General features: G+C 67.8%; 17 protein-coding genes. 10 read left to right on the top strand and 7 right to left on the bottom strand.

Annotated elements, in window-relative coordinates:
• Positions 1-150 precede the first annotated feature (150 nt).
• From KW830_RS20115 to KW830_RS20100, 4 genes are all read left to right on the top strand, one after another.
• Positions 151-864, top strand: a complete 714-nt coding sequence (locus KW830_RS20115) for a hypothetical protein (RefSeq protein ID WP_255578890.1) — start codon at positions 151-153, stop codon at positions 862-864.
• A complete protein-coding gene (locus KW830_RS20110) occupies positions 861-1,778 on the top strand; it encodes an alpha/beta fold hydrolase (RefSeq protein WP_218334191.1) in 918 nt (305 codons plus the stop codon). Before KW830_RS20115 ends, KW830_RS20110 begins: the two co-directional genes overlap by 4 nt.
• 84 nt (positions 1,779-1,862) lie before the next feature.
• On the top strand, positions 1,863-3,002 hold the full coding sequence (locus tag KW830_RS20105; protein ID WP_218334190.1) for a hypothetical protein: 1,140 nt from the start codon (positions 1,863-1,865) through the stop codon (positions 3,000-3,002).
• Positions 3,003-3,214: 212 nt separating this feature from the next.
• Positions 3,215-3,727, top strand: a complete 513-nt coding sequence (locus KW830_RS20100) for a DUF2501 domain-containing protein (protein WP_066541050.1) — start codon at positions 3,215-3,217, stop codon at positions 3,725-3,727.
• Positions 3,728-3,838: 111 nt separating this feature from the next.
• On the opposite strand, the gene fabF is transcribed toward KW830_RS20100, so the two are convergent.
• Complete coding sequence (fabF, locus tag KW830_RS20095; protein WP_218334189.1) at positions 3,839-5,122, bottom strand: beta-ketoacyl-ACP synthase II; 1,284 nt, start codon at positions 5,120-5,122, stop codon at positions 3,839-3,841.
• Complete coding sequence (locus tag KW830_RS20090) at positions 5,119-5,268, bottom strand: hypothetical protein (protein ID WP_172591763.1); 150 nt, start codon at positions 5,266-5,268, stop codon at positions 5,119-5,121. Before KW830_RS20090 ends, fabF begins: the two co-directional genes overlap by 4 nt.
• Here KW830_RS20090 and KW830_RS20085 point away from each other — a divergent pair.
• On the top strand, positions 5,267-5,905 hold the full coding sequence (locus tag KW830_RS20085; RefSeq protein WP_066541061.1) for a TetR/AcrR family transcriptional regulator: 639 nt from the start codon (positions 5,267-5,269) through the stop codon (positions 5,903-5,905). The two genes, KW830_RS20090 and KW830_RS20085, sit on opposite strands and share 2 nt — an antisense overlap.
• An 81-nt stretch (positions 5,906-5,986) precedes the next feature.
• Here KW830_RS20085 and KW830_RS20080 read toward each other — a convergent pair whose 3' ends face one another.
• The 4 genes from KW830_RS20080 to KW830_RS20065 are packed head-to-tail and all read right to left on the bottom strand — an operon-like array spanning position 5,987 to position 11,250.
• Complete coding sequence (locus tag KW830_RS20080; protein WP_255578889.1) at positions 5,987-7,735, bottom strand: ABC transporter ATP-binding protein; 1,749 nt, start codon at positions 7,733-7,735, stop codon at positions 5,987-5,989.
• Positions 7,732-8,679 carry an ABC transporter permease gene (locus KW830_RS20075; protein ID WP_066541067.1) on the bottom strand — a complete coding sequence of 316 codons (948 nt, stop codon included), beginning with the start codon at positions 8,677-8,679 and terminating at the stop codon, positions 7,732-7,734. Before KW830_RS20075 ends, KW830_RS20080 begins: the two co-directional genes overlap by 4 nt.
• Positions 8,680-8,688: 9 nt before the next feature.
• Positions 8,689-9,654, bottom strand: a complete 966-nt coding sequence (locus KW830_RS20070) for an ABC transporter permease (protein WP_218334188.1) — start codon at positions 9,652-9,654, stop codon at positions 8,689-8,691.
• Positions 9,655-9,660: 6 nt separating this feature from the next.
• A complete protein-coding gene (locus tag KW830_RS20065; protein WP_218334187.1) occupies positions 9,661-11,250 on the bottom strand; it encodes an ABC transporter substrate-binding protein in 1,590 nt (529 codons plus the stop codon).
• Positions 11,251-11,739: 489 nt separating this feature from the next.
• Here KW830_RS20065 and KW830_RS20060 point away from each other — a divergent pair, with 489 nt between their 5' ends.
• Entirely contained in the window at positions 11,740-12,381 is a 642-nt protein-coding gene (locus tag KW830_RS20060) for a histidine phosphatase family protein (RefSeq protein ID WP_066541073.1), read from the top strand.
• A gap of 113 nt (positions 12,382-12,494) precedes the next feature.
• On the opposite strand, the gene KW830_RS20055 is transcribed toward KW830_RS20060, so the two are convergent.
• Entirely contained in the window at positions 12,495-12,995 is a 501-nt protein-coding gene (locus KW830_RS20055; RefSeq protein WP_218334186.1) for a YbhB/YbcL family Raf kinase inhibitor-like protein, read from the bottom strand.
• Positions 12,996-13,266: 271 nt separating this feature from the next.
• On the opposite strand from KW830_RS20055, the gene KW830_RS20050 reads away from it, so the two are divergent.
• The 4 genes from KW830_RS20050 (at position 13,267) to cyoE (ending at position 17,305) form a co-directional block, all read left to right on the top strand.
• Positions 13,267-14,316, top strand: a complete 1,050-nt coding sequence (locus KW830_RS20050; RefSeq protein WP_218334185.1) for an alpha/beta hydrolase — start codon at positions 13,267-13,269, stop codon at positions 14,314-14,316.
• 95 nt (positions 14,317-14,411) lie between these two features.
• Complete coding sequence (locus KW830_RS20045) at positions 14,412-14,603, top strand: YqaE/Pmp3 family membrane protein (protein WP_066541081.1); 192 nt, start codon at positions 14,412-14,414, stop codon at positions 14,601-14,603.
• A gap of 633 nt (positions 14,604-15,236) precedes the next feature.
• Complete coding sequence (locus KW830_RS20040; protein ID WP_218334184.1) at positions 15,237-16,403, top strand: heme A synthase; 1,167 nt, start codon at positions 15,237-15,239, stop codon at positions 16,401-16,403.
• The gene (gene cyoE / locus KW830_RS20035; RefSeq protein WP_066541085.1) at positions 16,400-17,305 is read left to right on the top strand and encodes a heme o synthase; all 906 of its coding nucleotides are present in this window, start codon (positions 16,400-16,402) and stop codon (positions 17,303-17,305) included. Before KW830_RS20040 ends, cyoE begins: the two co-directional genes overlap by 4 nt.
• Positions 17,306-17,415: the final 110 nt, after the last annotated feature.

Here is a 17,415-nt window from a genome sequence, read left to right as displayed (position 1 = left end):
CCTGCCCCGGCATCCAGCCCCGCTCTGCGGGGTTTTTTTGTGCCCGTCGGCCTGCACCTGCGCAGCGGCCCGGAACTTGCCAGGCCACAAACGGGTCACAATCTGCATGAAGGCGGCCTGCACGGCCGCCGCACCGACCGGGAGCTTTCTATGTCGCACCACCTTTTGACATCCCGCCGCCTGGCACTGGCCGTCGCAGCAGCCGCCGCGCTGGCACTGGCCGGCTGCGCCTCCGGCCCGCGCGAGATCACCAGCAGCGTCAGCAGCTACTCCACGCTGGCCCAGTTGCCCGTGCCCCCCACCTACCGCATGGAGCTGCTGCCTTCCATGGCCCAGCAGCAAAGCTTTGCGCTGATCGAGCGCCAGGCGGAACAGTCGCTGCAGCGCGTGGGCCTGACCCGCGACGAAACCCCGGGCAAGGCCAAGCTGGTGGTCCAGGTGATGGCCGCAGCCAGCTACGGCCGGGCCAACAACTGGCCGTACTACGGCCCGCCCGGCCCGATGTTTGGCTGGGGCCTGGGCTATGGCGGCCGCTGGGGCGGCGGCATGGGCATGAGCTGGATGATGGACGCGCCCCCCATGGTGTACTACCGCTCCGTCAAGCTGGTGATGCGCGACCAGCAGACCCAGAAAATCGTCTACGAGACCTCGGCCGCCTATGACGAGGTCTGGACCGACGACCGCGTGATCTACAGCGTGCTGTTCGACGCCGCGCTGACCGGCTTCCCCCATCCGCCCCAGGGCGACCGCGCGGTGCGCTCCACCATCCAGCAACTGCCAGCCAACCAGGCCCCGGGGGCAACCGGGGCTGCCGCCACACCGGCAAGTGCTACACCCGCCACCGCGCCGCGCAGCACACCGTGAACGCGCGCGGCGCACAGGGAGTCGATGAGGCCCCGGACGTACTGGCTGCCGACGCCGCCACCGCAGCCTGTTCCGAAGCATTTGCGGGCTACCGCCTGCCGGGTCAGCTGCGCCCCGCCGGGGCGGCAGCCGACTGCCCGCTGCTGGCCCTGCACGGTGCGCGCTCCAATCTCCAGCGCCTGAACGGCCTGCTGGCACCGCTGCAGCAGCTGGGCGTGGGCAGCATGGCCCCCAGCCTGTCCGGCCACGGGCCGGATTCGCCGATGCCGGTAGAGCAGACATCGCTGGCCCACAACCTGCAGGAAGCGCTGCGCTTTGCCGCGCGCTTGGGACCGCAACTGCGCATGGTCTACGGCTCCAGCATGGGCGGCGCACTGGCCATGCGCGTGGCCGAACACCATGCCGACCAGATCCAGGTGCTGGCCCTGTGCGGCCCGGCGCTGTACCCGGAAGCCGCCTGGAGCGCCCCCCACTTTGGCGCCCCGTTCCGGGAGGCGATCTCCACCCCCTTCGGCTTTCTGCAGTCGCGCTCGCTGGACTTTGTGCGCCGGTTTGCCGGCCGGCTGCTGCTGGTCCAGGGCGAATGGGACGGCCTGCAGGCCACGGCCCACGGCGCCCCGGCCGGCCGCGCCGCCGGAGAAACCACGCTGCAGCGGCCCGATGGCAGCCACCACACCGTGTGGAGTCCCATCCCCGCCGAGGTGTTCAGCGCCCTGGCCGATGCCGCCGGCGCCCGCCTGCAGCACATCGTGCTGGAAGGGGCCGACCACCGCGTGGCCGCCCACCTGGAGCAGCACCCGGCCGTGGCCCGCACCCTGGCGGGCCTGATGCAGCAGGCGCTGCACGCCCCGCAGCCCCCCCAGGGGCCGCGCAGGCTGCGCATCGACCTGCACGGCCAATTGCGGCCCGCGTGATCGCTGCCGGCGGCGCCGGCAGGAGGCGCTACCAGCCGCACGGTTGCGCGGTGCACGCCACGCACTCGGCTACCATCCACCGCCATGCCTCTGGACACCGCCGACTTCCCCGCCGATCTGCTGGCCCTGCTGCGCCAGCCCCTGTCCTGCGCCGATGCACAGGAAACCATCGCCACCTTCTTCGCCCGCCCCGCGCTGGCCACGCTCTACCAGCGGGCCCGCGATCCCTTGCACACCGCATCCATCCTGCAAGGCTGCGCCACCCTGCTGCCCGAGCTGCCGCCCCAGCGCGCGGCCATGCTGGCCCTGATGTGCGGCACTCTGGTGGAGGACGATGCCGACCCGCGCGTGCTGTTCCCGGTGGCCCTGGACCTGCTGTACCGCTGGCTGCAGCAGTTGCAGCCCTACTGCGCCGAAGCGGTGGAAGAGGACGACACAGAGCCCCCCGACCCCGCGGCGCTGCAGGCCTGGGAAGATGCCCAGGCACAGATGGCCGCCGTCCCCCGCGACCAGCGCTGGGAAGTAGAGCTGCTGCACCAAGCGGCCGACCTGCTGGTGCTGCCGCTGATGACCATGGTGCTGCGCGATCGGCGCAACCATGCCGATTTTCTGGCCCACAGCGCACTGCAAGCACTGCTGGCCACCCTGCACCGCAGCGACAGCCTGCCGTTCGAGCAGCTGTACTACCTGGTGCTGGCCGCCGACATCAGCTACGAGGACGCGCTGGCCGTGGTGCTGCCAGCATCGGGCACGGGCTTCATCGCCCGCGTGCATGCCGCCAACAACGGCTTTCATGCGTTTTCGATGCTGCAGCGGCTGATCCGCCACCACGGCCAGGCACTGCGCGTGCGCCCGGAGATCTGGGACGCCGCAGACGCTGCATCCGACGCATCCGATGGCGCCCCGACTGCCGATATGGACAGCGATGTAGACGGCGATGTGGACGACGACGCCGACTCGGACACCGCGGCCTTCCAGTGGCTGCAGGCCACGGCCTATGCCGGGGGCCAATTGGTCAATCCCATGGCCTGGGCCTGGGGCGAAGCCCCGTTGCGCAGCTTTGCCTCCCGCCAGGGCCTGCGCGTGCTGATCGCGCTGGACGGCGAAGGCGGCTGCAGCCGCCGCTGGTCCGGTTTCACCAGCGCCTGTCACGCCGCGCAGGATCCGCATGTGGAGTTCCAGCGCTACCTCACCCCCCAGGAAGTGGCAGCCCTGCTCGACTGAGCGGCGGCCGTCCGGGGCCAAGCACCGCTGCGCCCGGCCCTGGCGTGCCCGGACACCCGCGCGCGCGGGGACACACAAACTGTGACAACGGCGTTGCAATCTTCCACATTTGCGGCATGACGTCGCCCTGGCAGCGTGCTACCTTGCAGTCCTCGCCCGCGCCGAGCCTCCGCTCCCACCACCTTGCCGGGCGCTGCTGCAAAGGACACACCATGAGAACCGCATTTGCCACCGCCTTGCTGACCGCCACCCTCGCCGCCGCCACCCTGCCCGCCCAGGCCGCAGGCTGGGGCGATGCACTGCGCGACGGTGCCTCCAAGCTGGGCAGTGGCTCGGGCAGCGCAGCCAGCGAAGGCAGCAGCTCCGGTCTGGGCGGGCTGCTGGGCGGCAACAGCGGCAGCACTGGCAGTGCGGCCGGACTGTCGGCCCTGGGGCTGGGCGGCCTGACCGGATCGGGCACGGCCAGCAATGCCGCCGGCGTGATCACCTACTGCATGAAGAACAACTACCTGAACGCCGACAAGGCCAGCCAGGTGAAAGACCAGCTGCTGGGCAAGCTGGGCCTGGGCCAGAAGGAAGAGCCCAAGGACCAGGGCTACCAGAACGGCCTGATGGGCATGGTCACCGGTTCGGACGGCAAGAGCTTCAGCCTGGACAAGGTCAAGAGCAACGTGAAGGAAAAAGCCTGCGACTTTGTGCTGAACAATGCCCAGTCACTGCTCTGAATCTCGCAGCGCTGGCGCAGACCACAGCGCCAGCGCTGCCGGATGGCGCCAGAGGAACCAAAGGCTTGCCTACGGCAAGCCTTTTTTCATGGCCGCGTACCGCCCCGAGGCTCAGCCCGGGTAGCGCCCCAGCACCAGCGAGGCATTGACACCGCCAAAGCCAAAACCGTTGAGCAGCGCATGCGCCATGGCCACCGGCCGTGCCTGGCCACGCACCAGGTCCATGCCCTCAGCCCAGGCATCGGGCTGCGCCAGATTCAGCAGCGGTGGCACGGTCTGGTCGCGCAGCGCGAGCACGGTGAACACACTGGCCACGCCCCCAGCCGCCCCCAGCAAATGCCCGATGGCGGATTTGGTGGCGGTGATGGCCGGCCCCTGGCCTTGCGCCATGGCGGCGCCAAACAGGGTCCGGATGGCCGCCAGCTCGCCCCGGTCCCCCACCGGGGTGGACGTGGCATGGGCGTTCAGGTGCTGGATCTGCCCAGGCTGCAGACCGGCCTGGGCCAGCGCCGCCTGCATGGCCCGCAACGCACCTTCCCCGCTCTCGGGGCCGGCGGTGATGTGGTACGCGTCGGCCGAGGTGCCGTAGCCCAGCACTTCGGCCAGCGGCTGGGCACCACGGGCCAGTGCATGCTCCAGCGACTCCAGCACCAGCATGCCGGCACCCTCGCCCATCACAAAGCCGTCCCGTGCTGCATCGAAGGGGCGCGAGGCCTTTTCAGGCTGGTCGTTGAAGCCGCTGGACAGCGCCTTGGCCGCCGCAAAGCCGCCCAGGCTGACTCGGTCGATACAGGCTTCGCTGCCGCCGCACAAGGCCACATCGGCCTCGCCCGCCCGGATCAGCCGCGCCGCATCGCCCACGGCCTGGATGCTGGCCGCACAGGCGGTGACGGGCGCGCCAATCGGTCCCTTGAAACCATGGCGTATCGACACATGACCGGCCGCCAGGTTCACCAGAAACGACGGCACCGTGAAGGGCGACAACCGCCCCGGTCCCCGGGTGTCGGTGGTGCGCACGGCGTCGGCAATCGCCCCGAAGCCGCCAATGCCGGATGCAATCACCGTGGCCGTGCGCTGCCGCGCCACCTCGTCCTGCGGGTGCCAGCCGGCCTGGGCCAGCGCCTGGTCCGCCGCCCCGAGTGCGAACGTGATGAAGCGGTCCATGCGCCGCTGGTCCTTGGCCGACACCACGGCATCGGCGTTCCAGCCCCCTTCGGGGTCTTCTTCCAGACCCGGGACGCGTCCGCCGATGCGGGTGTCGATGCCGTCGCACACGGCCGCATCCAGCGCACGGATGCCGGACTGCCCGGCCTGCAGACGCTGCCAGGCCAGCTCCACGCCACAGCCCAGGGGCGAGACCAGCCCCAGGCCGGTGATCACGACGCGGCGGCTCATGCCCGGCCTCCGGCCAGCATCGGCGCCACAAGCGGCAGGGCAATGGAGAGGGAAAACTGCTTCATGGTAGGCAGCCGGGAAGCCCGGCACTTATGATGAGAGGCATCATCATAATTGTTTTGATGATTAGCATCATCTAAAACCATGAAAGTATCCAAGGCACAAGCTGCAGAGAACCGCGCCGGCATCGTCGATGCCGCCGCCCGCCTGTACCGGGAGCACGGGTTGGCCGGCGTCGGCGTGGCCGACATCACCCGCGACGCCGGCCTGACCCACGGCGGGCTGTACCGCCATTTCGAGTCCAAGGATGCCTTGGCGCGCGAGGCCTGCCTGCGGGCCTTCGACTGGACCATCACGCCGTTGGAGGCGCTGGACACACCGCGCGCTGACGCCGGGCCCGAGCAGTTGCTGCAGTCCCTGGTGGACAGCTACCTGTCCACCACCCACCGCGACCACCCTGGCAACGGCTGCCCTGCTGCGGCGCTGGCCGTGGATGCGGCCCGCGCCGGGCCGGAGATGTCAGCGGTGTTTGCCCAGGGCGTGGAGCAGAACATCCAGCGCTTTGCCCGCGCCCTGATGCCTGCCAGCGCACGCGACCAACGCCCTGCCACGCCCGAGGAACGCGCACGCACCATCACCATGCTGTCCAGCATGGTGGGCGCATTGGTGCTGGCACGCGCCACGGCGGCCGGCAACCCGGCGCTGTCCGAAGAAATCCTGACCACGCTGCGCACGCAGCTCGTCAACCCCGAGGCCGCCACACAGGACAGGGCACAGGACTGACCCCGCGCGGCGCTGCAGCCGCAGGCCGGTGCCTCGTTGGAGGGGGCTGGCAGCGGTGCCCGTCCATGACGGGCACCGGGTTCAGGCATGCACGTGGGCAATGTCCGGAATCGCCGCCATCAGCTCGCGGGTGTAGGCATGCTGCGGGGCGTCGAGCACGGCAGCGGCCTCACCGGCTTCCACCAGCTTGCCGCGCTGCATCACGCCGATGTCGTCGCACATGTGGCGGATCACCGCCAGGTTGTGGCTGATGAGCAGATAGGTCAGGCCGAACTCGTCCTGCAGATCGCGCATCAGGTTCAGCACCTGGGCCTGCACCGACACGTCCAGCGCGGACGTGGGCTCATCGCAGATGATGAATTCAGGCTGGCTGGCCAGGGCACGCGCCACAGCGATACGCTGGCGTTGCCCGCCGGAGAACTGGTGCGGGTACTTCTTGGCGTCGTCCGGCTTCATGCGCACGCGGCGCAGCGCCTCCTGCACGCGTGCAGCGGTTTCGTCCTTGTTGCGGGTGATGCCCAGCACCTGCAGTGGCTCGGCAATCAGCTCCTCCACCGTCCAACGGGGGTTCAGGCTGGCATACGGGTCCTGGAAGATCATCTGGAAACGCCGGCGCATGGCCACGGTCTGGGCCGCGGGGCTCCACTTGTCCACGCCGTCGAACAGGATGGTGCCGCGCGTGGGCGGCGTCAGCCCCGCCACCATGCGTGCCACGGTGGACTTGCCCGAGCCGGACTCCCCCACCAGGCCAAACGTCGTGCCCTTGCGGATGCTGAAGGACACACCGTCTACGGCCTTGAGGATCTTCTTCTCCTCGCGCGCCAGCAGCCGGGCCAGCCAGCCGCTGGACAGGTCGTAGTCCTTGCCCAGGTTCTGCACCTCCAGCAGCGGCTTCGCACCGGCCCCCTGGGCCTCCGCAGCCGTTGCCTTGGGCGTCCACGGCACGGCCGCCGGAACGGGTCCGCCCCCCACTTCGGGCACCGGCAGGCGCACCACGCGCTGGTGCACGCTGGGAATGGCCGCCATCAGCACCTGGGTGTAGGGCTCGTGCGGCGCATCCAGCACCTGGCGCACGGGGCCGGTCTCCAGCACACGGCCCTGGTACATCACCATCACACGGTCGGCCGTCTCGGCGATCACGCCCATATCGTGGGTGATCAGCATGGCTGCGGCACCGCGCTCCTTGCAGACCTTGCGCAGCAAGGCAATGATCTGTGCCTGCACGGACACGTCGAGCGCCGTGGTGGGCTCGTCGGCAATGATCAGCTCGGGCTCGGCGCACAGCGCCAGCGCAATCGCCACCCGCTGGCGCATGCCGCCGGAAAACTGGTGCGGGTACTGCGCCAGGCGTTCCTTGGCATGGGGAATCTCCACTTCCTCCAGCAGCGCCAGCGCGCGGGCCTCGGCCTCTTTCTCGCTGACGGGCAAATGGGTGCGGATGGTTTCCACCAGGTGTCGGCCCACGGTGTAGACCGGGTTCAGGCTGGTCAGCGGGTCCTGGAAGATGGTGCCGATGCGCTTGCCGCGGATGCGCCGCAGGTCTTCGCCGGTGAGCTGGTCGATGCGCTGACCAAACAGCTCGACCGTGCCGCCGGAGATGCGGCCCGGCGGTTCGATCAAGCCGGTGACGGCCGAGCCGGTCATGGACTTGCCTGCGCCCGATTCGCCCACCACGCCCAGGATTTCGCCGCGCGCAATGTCGAAGGACACGTCGTGCAGCACATGCACCGGGCCCTTGTAGGTATCGAAGGTGACGCTGAGGTGGCGCACCCGCAGCACGGGCACATCACCGTCAGCCACGGTAGGGATGGTGTCAGTGGTCATGGTCATTGCAGCTTGGGGTTCAGGGCGTCACGCAGCCAGTCGCCGACCAGGTTGACGGACAGCGCCAGCGCCAGCAGCACCAGCGAGGGGAACAGCAGGATCCACCACTCCCCCGAGAACAGAAAGCCCTGGCCGATGCGGATCAAGGTCCCCAGCGAAGGCGAAGTGGGCGGCAGGCCCACGCCCAGATAGGACAGCGTGGATTCCGCCACGATGGCGTGGGCAAAGCTGATGGTCGCAATCACCAGGATCGGCGCCAGCAGGTTGGGCAGGATGTGCTTGGTCAGGATGGCAGTCTGCGAACGGCCGATCAGCTGGGCGGCCAGCACATAATCCTTCTGCTTTTCCACCATTACCGCACCGCGCACGGTACGGGCGTACTGCACCCAGTCCGACAGGCCGATGGCCACGATGATCACGAACACCGCCATGTCGTCGCGGTAGCCCTCGGGCAGCAGGCCGCGGGCAATGCCGAAGATCAGCAGGGCCACCAGGATCACCGGGAAGGTGAGCTGGATGTCGGCGATGCGCATCAGCAGCGTGTCGAACCAGCCGCCGGCGTAGCCGGCGATCAGCCCCAGCGGCACGCCGATGATCAGCGACAGCGCCACGGCGGACACGCCCACAAAGACCGACATGCGCAGGCCATACAGGATGGCGCTGAACACATCGCGGCCCTGGTCGTCCGCGCCCAGCGGGTAGAAGGCCTCGCCCATGCCCTGGCTCCAGGGAGCGGTGAAGGCATCCATCAAATCCAGGTTGGCCGGATCGAACGGGTTCTGCCAGGCCAGCAAAGGCGCAAAGATGGTGGCCAGCACGATCAGCAGCAGCGTGCCGCAGGCCACCTGCACCAGGCGCGACTTGGCAAAGGCGCGCTTGACCGGCGAATCGCTGGCCTTCCAGCCGCGCGGCAGCGGCTGCGCCACTTCTTGTTTCACGGTGTCAGTCATGCTGCCCCCTTATTTCTTTCGCAGGCGGGGGTCCACCAGCACGTACAAAAAGTCCACCAGCAGATTGATCACCACGTACAGCAGCGCAATGAACATCAGGTAGGCGGCGATCAAGGGCACGTCCACGCCCTGGATGGAGGAAATGAACAGCAGGCCCACACCCGGCCACTGGAACACGGTTTCGGTGACGATGGCAAAGGCGATCAGCGAGCCGATCTGCAGACCGGCAATGGTGATGACGGGAATCAGCGTGTTGCGCAGCGCATGGCCGAAATACAGATCCCGTTCCTTCAGGCCGCGTGCACGACCGAAGCGGATGTAGTCGGAGCGCAGCACCTCCAGCATCTCGGCCCGCACCAGCCGCATGATCAAGGTCATGTTGTAGAAGCCCAGCGTGATGGCGGGCATGATGATGGCCGCCAGGCCGGAGGCGGTCAGCAGCCCGGTTTCCCAGCCGCCGATCTTCACCGTCTCGCCCCGTCCGAACGAGGGCAGCCAGCGCAGCTCCACCGCAAACAGGTAGATCAGGCCGATGCCGATCAGGAAGGTGGGCAGCGACACCCCCACCAGCGACACCGTCATGATGGCGCGGCTGAAAAAGCCTTCACGCCGCAGCGCGGTGTACACCCCCAGCACCACACCGATGAGCAGCGCAAAGACCGCCGCGGTCAACGCCAGCTCCAGCGTGGCGGGCAGACGCTCGGCAATGATGTCGGCCACCGGCCGCTTGAGCCGGTAGGAAATGCCCAGATCGCCCTGCAGCACCTTGCCCACATAGTGCAGGTACTGCAGGGGAACGGACTTGTTGAAACCCAGCTCTTCGGTGAGCGCTTCGCGCTCTTCGAGCGTTGCGTCCTCGCCCAGCAGGCTGATGGTGGGATCGCCGATGTGGCGGAACACCATGAAGGAAATAAAGGAGACGGCCAGCAGTACCAAGACTGACTGGCCCAGCCTGCGCAGCAGATGGACCAGCATAGACTTTTACTTCACGAACTTGACGTCTTTGAAGTGCAGCACGTTGTCAGGGTGCACCGGCACGTTGATCTTCTTGACCGACGCGAAGTGGATCACCTGGTCATGCAGCGGAATGTAGAAACGCTCCTTCTGCACCACGTCCCAGATCTGCTTGATCGTGGCATCGCGCCTGGCCTTGTCGCTTTCGGACGAGAGCGAGATGATCTTGTTGTCCAGCTCGGCATTGCTGTAGTGCGTGGCATTCTGGGCGCCACGGCCTTCCTTGCCGCGGGTGGCGACCAGGAAGTCGAAGATGTAGGCCGAGTCATAGGTGGGAACGCCCCAGCCGTACAGGTAGAAGTCGCTTTCCGCCTTCACGATGCCCACACTGTGCATGGCGATGGGACGGGCCGAGACTTCGGTCTTGATGCCGATGCGGCCCAGGAAGCCGGCCACGGCCGTGCTGATGGCTTCATCGTTCACATAGCGGTCGTTGGGGGTGTGCAGCGTGACGGTAAAGCCGTTGGGGTAGCCGGCTTCGGCCAGCAGGGCCTTGGCCTTGGCCACATCCGCCTTGGGATAGGCGGCCATGGCCTTTTCATAGCCATTCACGAACGACGGCGCCATCACGCCCGAAGGGATGGACAGGCCGCGCATCACCGAGCGCTTGATGGCGTCGCGGTCGATGGCCAGCTCCACCGCCTGGCGCACCTTGGGGTCGGCAAACGGGTTCTTGCCCTTCACATTGCTGCTCTTGAGCTCGGGCGCACCCACATTCAGGCCCAGGAAGATGGAACGGTTTTCCGGACCTTCGTTGATGCGCAGCTTGCTGTCCTGCTTCAGGCGTGCCACGTCCTGCGCAGGAATGTCCTGGGCAAAGTCGACTTCACCCGACAGCAGCGCGGCCACACGGGTGGCGGGCGACTTGATGGGCAGATAGACCAGCTCGGTCACCTGCAGCGGGGCCTTGCCCTTGCCCCAGTAGTTGGGGTTGAGCTTCATCACCGTCTTGGAATCGACTTCGCGGCTGGCCAGCACATAGGGGCCGGTGCCGTTGACGGCGCGCGTGGCACCGTTTTCGGTCTTGCTGGTGGCGTCCTGCGTATCCACGGCGCCGTTGTCCTTGGACCACTTCTCGCTCATGATGAACAGATTGGTCAGGTTGTTCGGGAAGATCAGGTTCGGGCCCTTGGTCTTCACGTGCACCGTCAGGTCGTCCACGGCCTTGATGTCTTCGACCGAAGCCAGCAGCGACTTCACCTGCGCATTCGGGCCCCGTGCACGGTTCAGCGAGAACACCACATCCTTGGCGGTGAACGGCGTGCCGTCATGGAACTTCACGTTCGGGCGCAGCTTGAACTCCCACACGCTGGGGTCGCTGGTCATCTTCCACGACAGCGCCAGCGTGGGCTCCAGCTTGCCGTCGGCGCTGCGGTTCACCAGGGTTTCATACATCTGGTGCATCAGCACGAAGTTGGTGCCGGTGTTGAACACATGGGGGTCCAGCGTGGTCACGTCGGCCGAACGTGCCCAGCGCACGGTGTCCGCTTGGGCCAGGCCCACCGAAGTCAACAGGCCAGCGGCCAGCAGGGCAGTGCCCAGGGTCTTCAAGGTCATGAAAGTCTCCGAGAAAGGTCAGTGCCCGCAACGGGCAGTCGAGAGGGAATGCAGCCGGCAGCAAGATGCGTACCCGGCCAGTGCAACATATAACCAGAATGATGTTATATCTTGTTTTTTATTCGAATTAGTAGTTAGCTTTTGGGAGTTTCCCTAGGCCGCTGCACGCTTTTTTATTTGTAGCAGGCTTGGCTACCGTACCGTCCGTGCAAGCTGACCACCGGCTGACAGCATCGCAGGCCACGAAGGCTGGCAGCGCCGCCAAAGATGTCAGACAAGGCTAGCGGAAAGGTCTGCATGCGGGCTATTTCCCTACACGGCGCTCGCTCATGCAGTGCAGCAAAACCGCGACCGCAGCCCCCCTGCCGCTTTTGCGTGACAATGGTTTGACAGGCCCATGGGCCGAACGCCGGGCCGCCCTTGCGGGTGCGCACCGATCCTTGGTTTTCCCGCCTCGGCGCAGCCTGCTGTGTGCCAGGGCTTTTCCGCATGCAAGCCACCCGCATCATTGCCATCCGCCACGGCGAAACCGCCTGGAACGTGGACGCCCGCATCCAGGGCCACCTGGACATTCCGCTCAACGACATCGGCCTGTGGCAGGCGGCACGCGCCGGCGAGGCACTGGCGGGCGAACGGCTGGACGCCATCTACAGCAGCGACCTGGCCCGCGCCCAGACCACCGCCCAGGCCGTGGCCGGCACCACCGGCGCGCCCCTGGTGCTGGACAGCGGTCTGCGCGAACGCTGCTTCGGCAGCTTCGAAGGCCGCACCTTCAAGGAAATCGAGGCCGAGCAGCCCGAGCAGGCGCTGCGCTGGCGCAAGCGCGACCCGGACTTCGTGCCCGATGGCGGGGGCGAATCGCTGGCCATGCTGAAAAGCCGCATCCAGCACACGGTAGAGCGGCTGGCCGCCCAGCACACCGGCGGCCAGATTGCCCTGGTGGCGCACGGCGGCGTGATGGACGTGCTCTACCGCCTGGCCACCCACCAGGACCTGCAGGCCCCGCGCACCTGGGAACTCGGCAACGCCGCTATCAACCGCCTGCTGTGGACCCCGGGCGGCCTGAGCCTGGTCGGCTGGGGCGATGTCTCCCACCTGGCCGACAGCGCCCGCGACGAAGTCTTCAGCTGAACGCGAGCGGCCGCCACCCGGCGTGCACTACGCACAAAAAAACAGCCGGACTGGATCCTCCAGCCCGGCTGTCTGCCATGGGCCGCCCGGTGCAGGGCGGCTGAACCGATCCCTTACGCCGGACGGGCGTAGGTCGAGGTGAACGACGCCTTGGCGATGGTGGTGGCGTTGACCATGAAACCGGTCAGCGCGGCCGTGGCGTCGTCCGGGATGTCCAGCTTGGGCACCGACAGCGCGTGCACGGTGAAGATGTAGCGGTGCGGCTTGTCACCGGGCGGGGGGCACATGCCGCCCCAGGCAAAGGCACCGTAGTCGTTGCGCATCTGGCGCGCGCCAGCGGGCAAGGTGCTGCTGCCCTTGGCGCCGGCATTGGCCGACAGTTCGCTGGTGCCTGCGGGCAGGTCCACCACCAGCCAGTGCCACCAGCCGCTGCCGGTGGGTGCGTCCGGGTCGTACACGGTCACGGCAAAGCTCTGGGCGTCGGCCGGGGCACCGGTCCACTGCAGCACGGGCGATTCGTTGCGACCGCCGCAGCCAAACACATCGGCCTCGAAGTGGGCGGGCACGCTGCCGCCAGCGGGAATGTCGGGACTGCTCAGGGTGAAAGTGGTCATGCTTGGAAACTCCTCATCACAAGCGCCTGAGTATGCCCGCCCGGCCTGCGGCGGCCAACCGCCTGGGCGACGGGTCCGGGCAGCGCCGCCATGGTCGCTGGCGCACACGGCATGCCCGCTGCAGAGGCCTACCGCCGCGCTGCCGCCCCAGCTGCAGCGCCATCGCCGGCCGCTCACGCTCTTATTGCGAATGAATATCAAATACACTCCGGCGGATGCACGGCATCTGCTGCCGTGCGCCCGTATTTCGCTCTTGCCGTGATTGCTCTCCATGTCTGAATTGTCTGCCTCCAGCCCGTATACCCCTTCCCGCCGTGACTGGCTCACCGGCGCCCTCGCCGCCCCGGCCCTGGCATTGGCGGGCTGTGCCACCCAGGCGGAATCGACAGCATCCATGACGCCTTCGTCCAACGCGCAACACTGGCAGCCCTGGTCCATGCCGGGGGTGCGCAGCTTCGACCTGCCGGCCGCCCCGCTGCCGGGCAGCAACGCGGCACGCCAGCACCGCGTGCTGGTGTATGTCCCGGAGGGCACGGCACCGGCTGGCGGCTGGCCGGTGATCTATGTGCTGGACGGGAATCTGATGTTCCCCTTCATCGCCCAGCTGGTACACAACCGCAGCGCCCGCGGACCGGAAATGCGCAGCGGCAGCGCCGTCGTCGTGGGCCTGGGCCATGCACTGCCGGAGCACAGCGGCGAGGTGCACGACCGCACCGCCCGCACCTATGACTACACCCTGCCGTACAACGGCGTGGGCCCCGACAGCCAGGGCCGCGCCCAGGGCGGGGCCGATGTGTTCCTGGACTTCATCGCCCAGCAGCTGCAACCGCTGCTGCGCGCCGCCCTGCCCCTCCATCCCCAGCGGCAAACCCTGGTCGGCCATTCCTATGGCGGACTGTGCACGCTACACGCCCTGCTCACGCGCCCCGGCATGTTCCAGCGCCACGTGGCAGCCAGCCCCTCGCTGTGGTGGGGCGATGGGGTGGTGGTACAGGAATGCCAGCGCTTCATTGCGCGCTACGGCCAGCAGGGCCAGGCGCTGCCCGGCGCCCTGAGCCTGCACCTGAGCCAGGGCAGCGAAGAGCTGGCCGGCCGCCGCCCTGCCAACCACCCGGCCAATCCCGAGCGCGAAGCCGCCGCCCAGGCAGCGCGTGCGCTGGGCCTGGGCAACACAGCCGATCTGCCTGCGGCCCTGGCGGCCGTGCGCGGTCTGGACTGCAGCTACCAGGTCTGGCCCGGCGCCAACCATGGCGGCACCCAGCTCTACGCCTGCATGCAGGCCGCGCAGGTGGGCACCGCCTGGGACACCGCCCAGGGATGACCTTGCGCCGGCGGCGCACCCCGCCGCTGCCGATAATGCGCAGCGGTGGCCGCACCCTGCGGCCCCTTTGCCCCTTCGACCCGACTGAATACGCCATGCGACTGCTTCTGGCCCTGCTGCTGCCTTTCTCCGTGTTCTTCACCATCGGCCGTCCGTTTTCCGGCCTGCTGTGCCTGATCCTGCAGATCACGGTGATCGGCTGGATTCCTGCGGCCATCTGGGCCGTCTACGCGCTGAGCCAGTACAAGACCGACCAGAAGATCAAGGACGCGCTGGGCAAGCGCTGACCCTGGCGCTGCGGGCACGCGCAACCGCGACGAAGCCGGCGGTGAGTGGAACACCAGACCATCGCCCGGTATGCGGCGTTCCTGCAGACTGCAAAGATTTTTTCAATCCGCGCATGCCGTGCGACGCTGCTCGCATCGCCCCAAGGATGGACGTACCGCCGGGTTGAAAAGATTTTTTCAACCCCTCTTCGACAACCTGTCACAGGAACCGCCGCCGCACCGCCACGGCATGGGCCGTTGCGGCCAGGGTGCATGCGCCGGACCGCGCCGTGGAGTCCCTTTTCGAGGGCGCCGGTGTGGACAGATTGTCCACGCCCACACCAAGCACCAATGCAGCCCGGTAAAATTGCGGCACATCAAACAACGCGCAGTTTTTTGGTGCCGCCGTGCCGTGGATGGTGCGGCTTTGCCGTGTCCGGGTTGCCACCACCTTCGTCCCAGAAGGTGCGGCCGTGGCGGGGTTGCCCCCAGCACACAGCCTGTCGGGCCCACGCCATGATGGGTGCATGCCACCTTTCTCTGCGACACCCCCCCGGCCCTCACCGGCCACCCTGGACCGCTGGCCGGTTGGGGCGAATTTTGTGCTGCAGGTCTGAACCACCTGCAGTTGTAGCTATCAGGCAAGGAGCATTGATGACCGAGCAGGCACTCTACGATCTGGCACCCGTGCTGGAGTTGATGCTGCTCGGCACCCTCATCGCCTTGGTGCCCCTGCTGTGGGTCTGGCGCCGCAACCGGCATGCCGGGGCCCAGCGCCGCTGGCAGGCGCTGGCGGTGCTCACGCTGTTCCTCACCTTCGATCTGGTGCTGTTCGGCGCCTTCACCCGGCTGACCGACTCCGGCCTGGGCTGCCCCGACTGGCCCGGCTGCTACGGCAACGCCAGCCCGTTGGGCGCACACGCGGAAATCACCGCCGCCCAGACCGCCATGCCCACCGGCCCGGTCACCCATGGCAAGGCCTGGGTGGAAATGATCCACCGCTACCTGGCCACCGGCGTGGGCGTGCTGATCATCGCCCTCACCGTGCTGGCCTGGCGCCAGCACCTGCGCAGCCCGCTGCGCGGGGCCATGCACCCGGCCTGGGCCTCGTTCACGCTGTTCTGGGTCTGCCTCCAGGGCGCATTCGGCGCGCTGACGGTGACCATGAAGCTCTTCCCCGCCATCGTCACCCTGCACCTGCTGGGTGGCACGGTGCTGCTGATGCTGCTGTGCGTGCAGGCCGTGGCCCACCAGCAGTTCGGCAACGCCATCCCACCCGCCCCGCTGCCAGCCGCCCTGCGCCACGGCGCCATGGCCTGCCTGGCCCTGGTGTTTCTGCAAGCGGCCCTGGGCGGCTGGGTGAGCACCAACTACGCCGTGCTGGCCTGCACCACCTTCCCGCAGTGCCAGGGCAGCTGGTGGCCGGCCATGGACTTCAGCCAGGCGTTCGAGCTGTGGCGCCCGCTGGGCCTGCAGGCCAATGGCAACCCCATCCACTTCGAGGCGTTGACCGCCATCCACTACGTCCACCGCCTGCTGGCCTACGCCGTGGTGGTGGCCCTGCTGACCCTGGCCTGGAAGCTGCGCCAGCAGCCCGTGCTGGCCGTGCAGCGCAAATGGCTGCTGGGCCTGCTGGCCCTGCAGGTGGCCACCGGCCTGTCGAACGTGGTGCTGGACTGGCCCCTGGTGGCCGCCGTGCTGCACACCGGCGGCGCCGCCGCCCTGGTGCTGGTGCTGACCTGGTCGCTGGCCGCCACCCGCACCGCCCCTTCTGTTTCTGTTTTGCATGCGCCCCAAGGCGCCCGGAGAGCTCGCGCATGAATGCCGAAGTCCTTACCTCCCCGTCGCGGTGGACCCAGTTCTACGCCCTGACCAAGCCCCGCGTGGTGCAGCTGATCGTGTTCTGCGCCTTCATCGGCATGGTGCTGGCCGTCCCCGGCCTGCCCACCGCCGCCCAGTGGGTGCACATGGCCGTGGCCTGCATCGGCATCTGGCTGGTGGCCGGCGCGGCCGCCGCCTTCAACTGCCTGGTGGAACGCCATATCGATGCGCGGATGAAGCGCACCAGCTGGCGCCCCACGGCCAAGGGCGAGCTCTCGCCGCAGCAGGCACTGGCCTTCTCGGCCCTGCTGTGCACCGTGGGTGCGGCCATCCTGCTGGCCTTCACCAACACGCTGACCATGTGGCTGACATTGGCCACCTTCATTGGCTACGCGGTGATCTACACCGTGGTGCTCAAGCCCGCCACCCCCCAGAACATCGTGATCGGCGGCGCGTCCGGTGCCATGCCTCCCGTGCTGGGCTGGGCCGCCATGACCGGCGATGTGGGCCCCGAAGCGCTGATCCTGTTCCTGATCATCTTCCTGTGGACCCCGCCCCACTTCTGGGCCCTGGCGCTGTACCGCGTGGAAGACTACAAGAAGTCCGGCCTGCCCATGCTGCCCGTGACCCACGGCCCGCGCTACACCCAGCTGCAGATCCTGCTGTACACGCTGGTGCTGTTTGCCGGTTGCCTGCTGCCGGTCATCTTCGGCATGAGCGGCTGGCTCTACCTGGCCGTGGCCAGCGTGCTGTGCCTGGGCTTCAGCTGGTATGCGCTGCGCCTGTGGATGAACTATTCCGACGCGCTGGCACGCAAGACCTTCCGCTTCTCGCTGATCCACCTCAGCGGCGTGTTTGCCGCCCTGCTGATCGACCACTATCTGGTGGGCACGGTGTACTGACACGCCGAAAAAAGGTCTCCGCCCGACAGACACCCCAGCCCGCTGTACCCGCAGCGGGCTTTTTTGTGGGTCGCCAGCTTCAGCCTCGGTCCCGGGGTGGCCAACGCGCA

This window comes from Comamonas sp. CMM03 (assembly GCF_019218715.1).
GTDB lineage: Bacteria > Pseudomonadota > Gammaproteobacteria > Burkholderiales > Burkholderiaceae_C > Comamonas > Comamonas terrigena.
Note: the sequence above shows the minus strand (reverse complement) of the source record. Positions and strands in the feature narration are given on the sequence as shown.

Coding starts and splice junctions, on each gene's coding strand:
- KW830_RS20090 (WP_172591763.1), bottom strand. CDS start 5,268: ATGGTTTTAGATGATGCTAATCATCAAAACAATTATGATGATGCCTCT.
- KW830_RS20105 (WP_218334190.1), top strand. CDS start 1,863: ATGCCTCTGGACACCGCCGACTTCCCCGCCGATCTGCTGGCCCTGCTG.
- KW830_RS20075 (WP_066541067.1), bottom strand. CDS start 8,679: ATGACTGACACCGTGAAACAAGAAGTGGCGCAGCCGCTGCCGCGCGGC.
- KW830_RS20085 (WP_066541061.1), top strand. CDS start 5,267: ATGAAAGTATCCAAGGCACAAGCTGCAGAGAACCGCGCCGGCATCGTC.
- KW830_RS20050 (WP_218334185.1), top strand. CDS start 13,267: ATGTCTGAATTGTCTGCCTCCAGCCCGTATACCCCTTCCCGCCGTGAC.
- KW830_RS20100 (WP_066541050.1), top strand. CDS start 3,215: ATGAGAACCGCATTTGCCACCGCCTTGCTGACCGCCACCCTCGCCGCC.
- KW830_RS20055 (WP_218334186.1), bottom strand. CDS start 12,995: ATGACCACTTTCACCCTGAGCAGTCCCGACATTCCCGCTGGCGGCAGC.
- KW830_RS20070 (WP_218334188.1), bottom strand. CDS start 9,654: ATGCTGGTCCATCTGCTGCGCAGGCTGGGCCAGTCAGTCTTGGTACTG.
- KW830_RS20040 (WP_218334184.1), top strand. CDS start 15,237: ATGACCGAGCAGGCACTCTACGATCTGGCACCCGTGCTGGAGTTGATG.
- cyoE (WP_066541085.1), top strand. CDS start 16,400: ATGAATGCCGAAGTCCTTACCTCCCCGTCGCGGTGGACCCAGTTCTAC.
- KW830_RS20065 (WP_218334187.1), bottom strand. CDS start 11,250: ATGACCTTGAAGACCCTGGGCACTGCCCTGCTGGCCGCTGGCCTGTTG.
- KW830_RS20045 (WP_066541081.1), top strand. CDS start 14,412: ATGCGACTGCTTCTGGCCCTGCTGCTGCCTTTCTCCGTGTTCTTCACC.
- KW830_RS20115 (WP_255578890.1), top strand. CDS start 151: ATGTCGCACCACCTTTTGACATCCCGCCGCCTGGCACTGGCCGTCGCA.
- KW830_RS20080 (WP_255578889.1), bottom strand. CDS start 7,735: ATGACCATGACCACTGACACCATCCCTACCGTGGCTGACGGTGATGTG.
- fabF (WP_218334189.1), bottom strand. CDS start 5,122: ATGAGCCGCCGCGTCGTGATCACCGGCCTGGGGCTGGTCTCGCCCCTG.
- KW830_RS20060 (WP_066541073.1), top strand. CDS start 11,740: ATGCAAGCCACCCGCATCATTGCCATCCGCCACGGCGAAACCGCCTGG.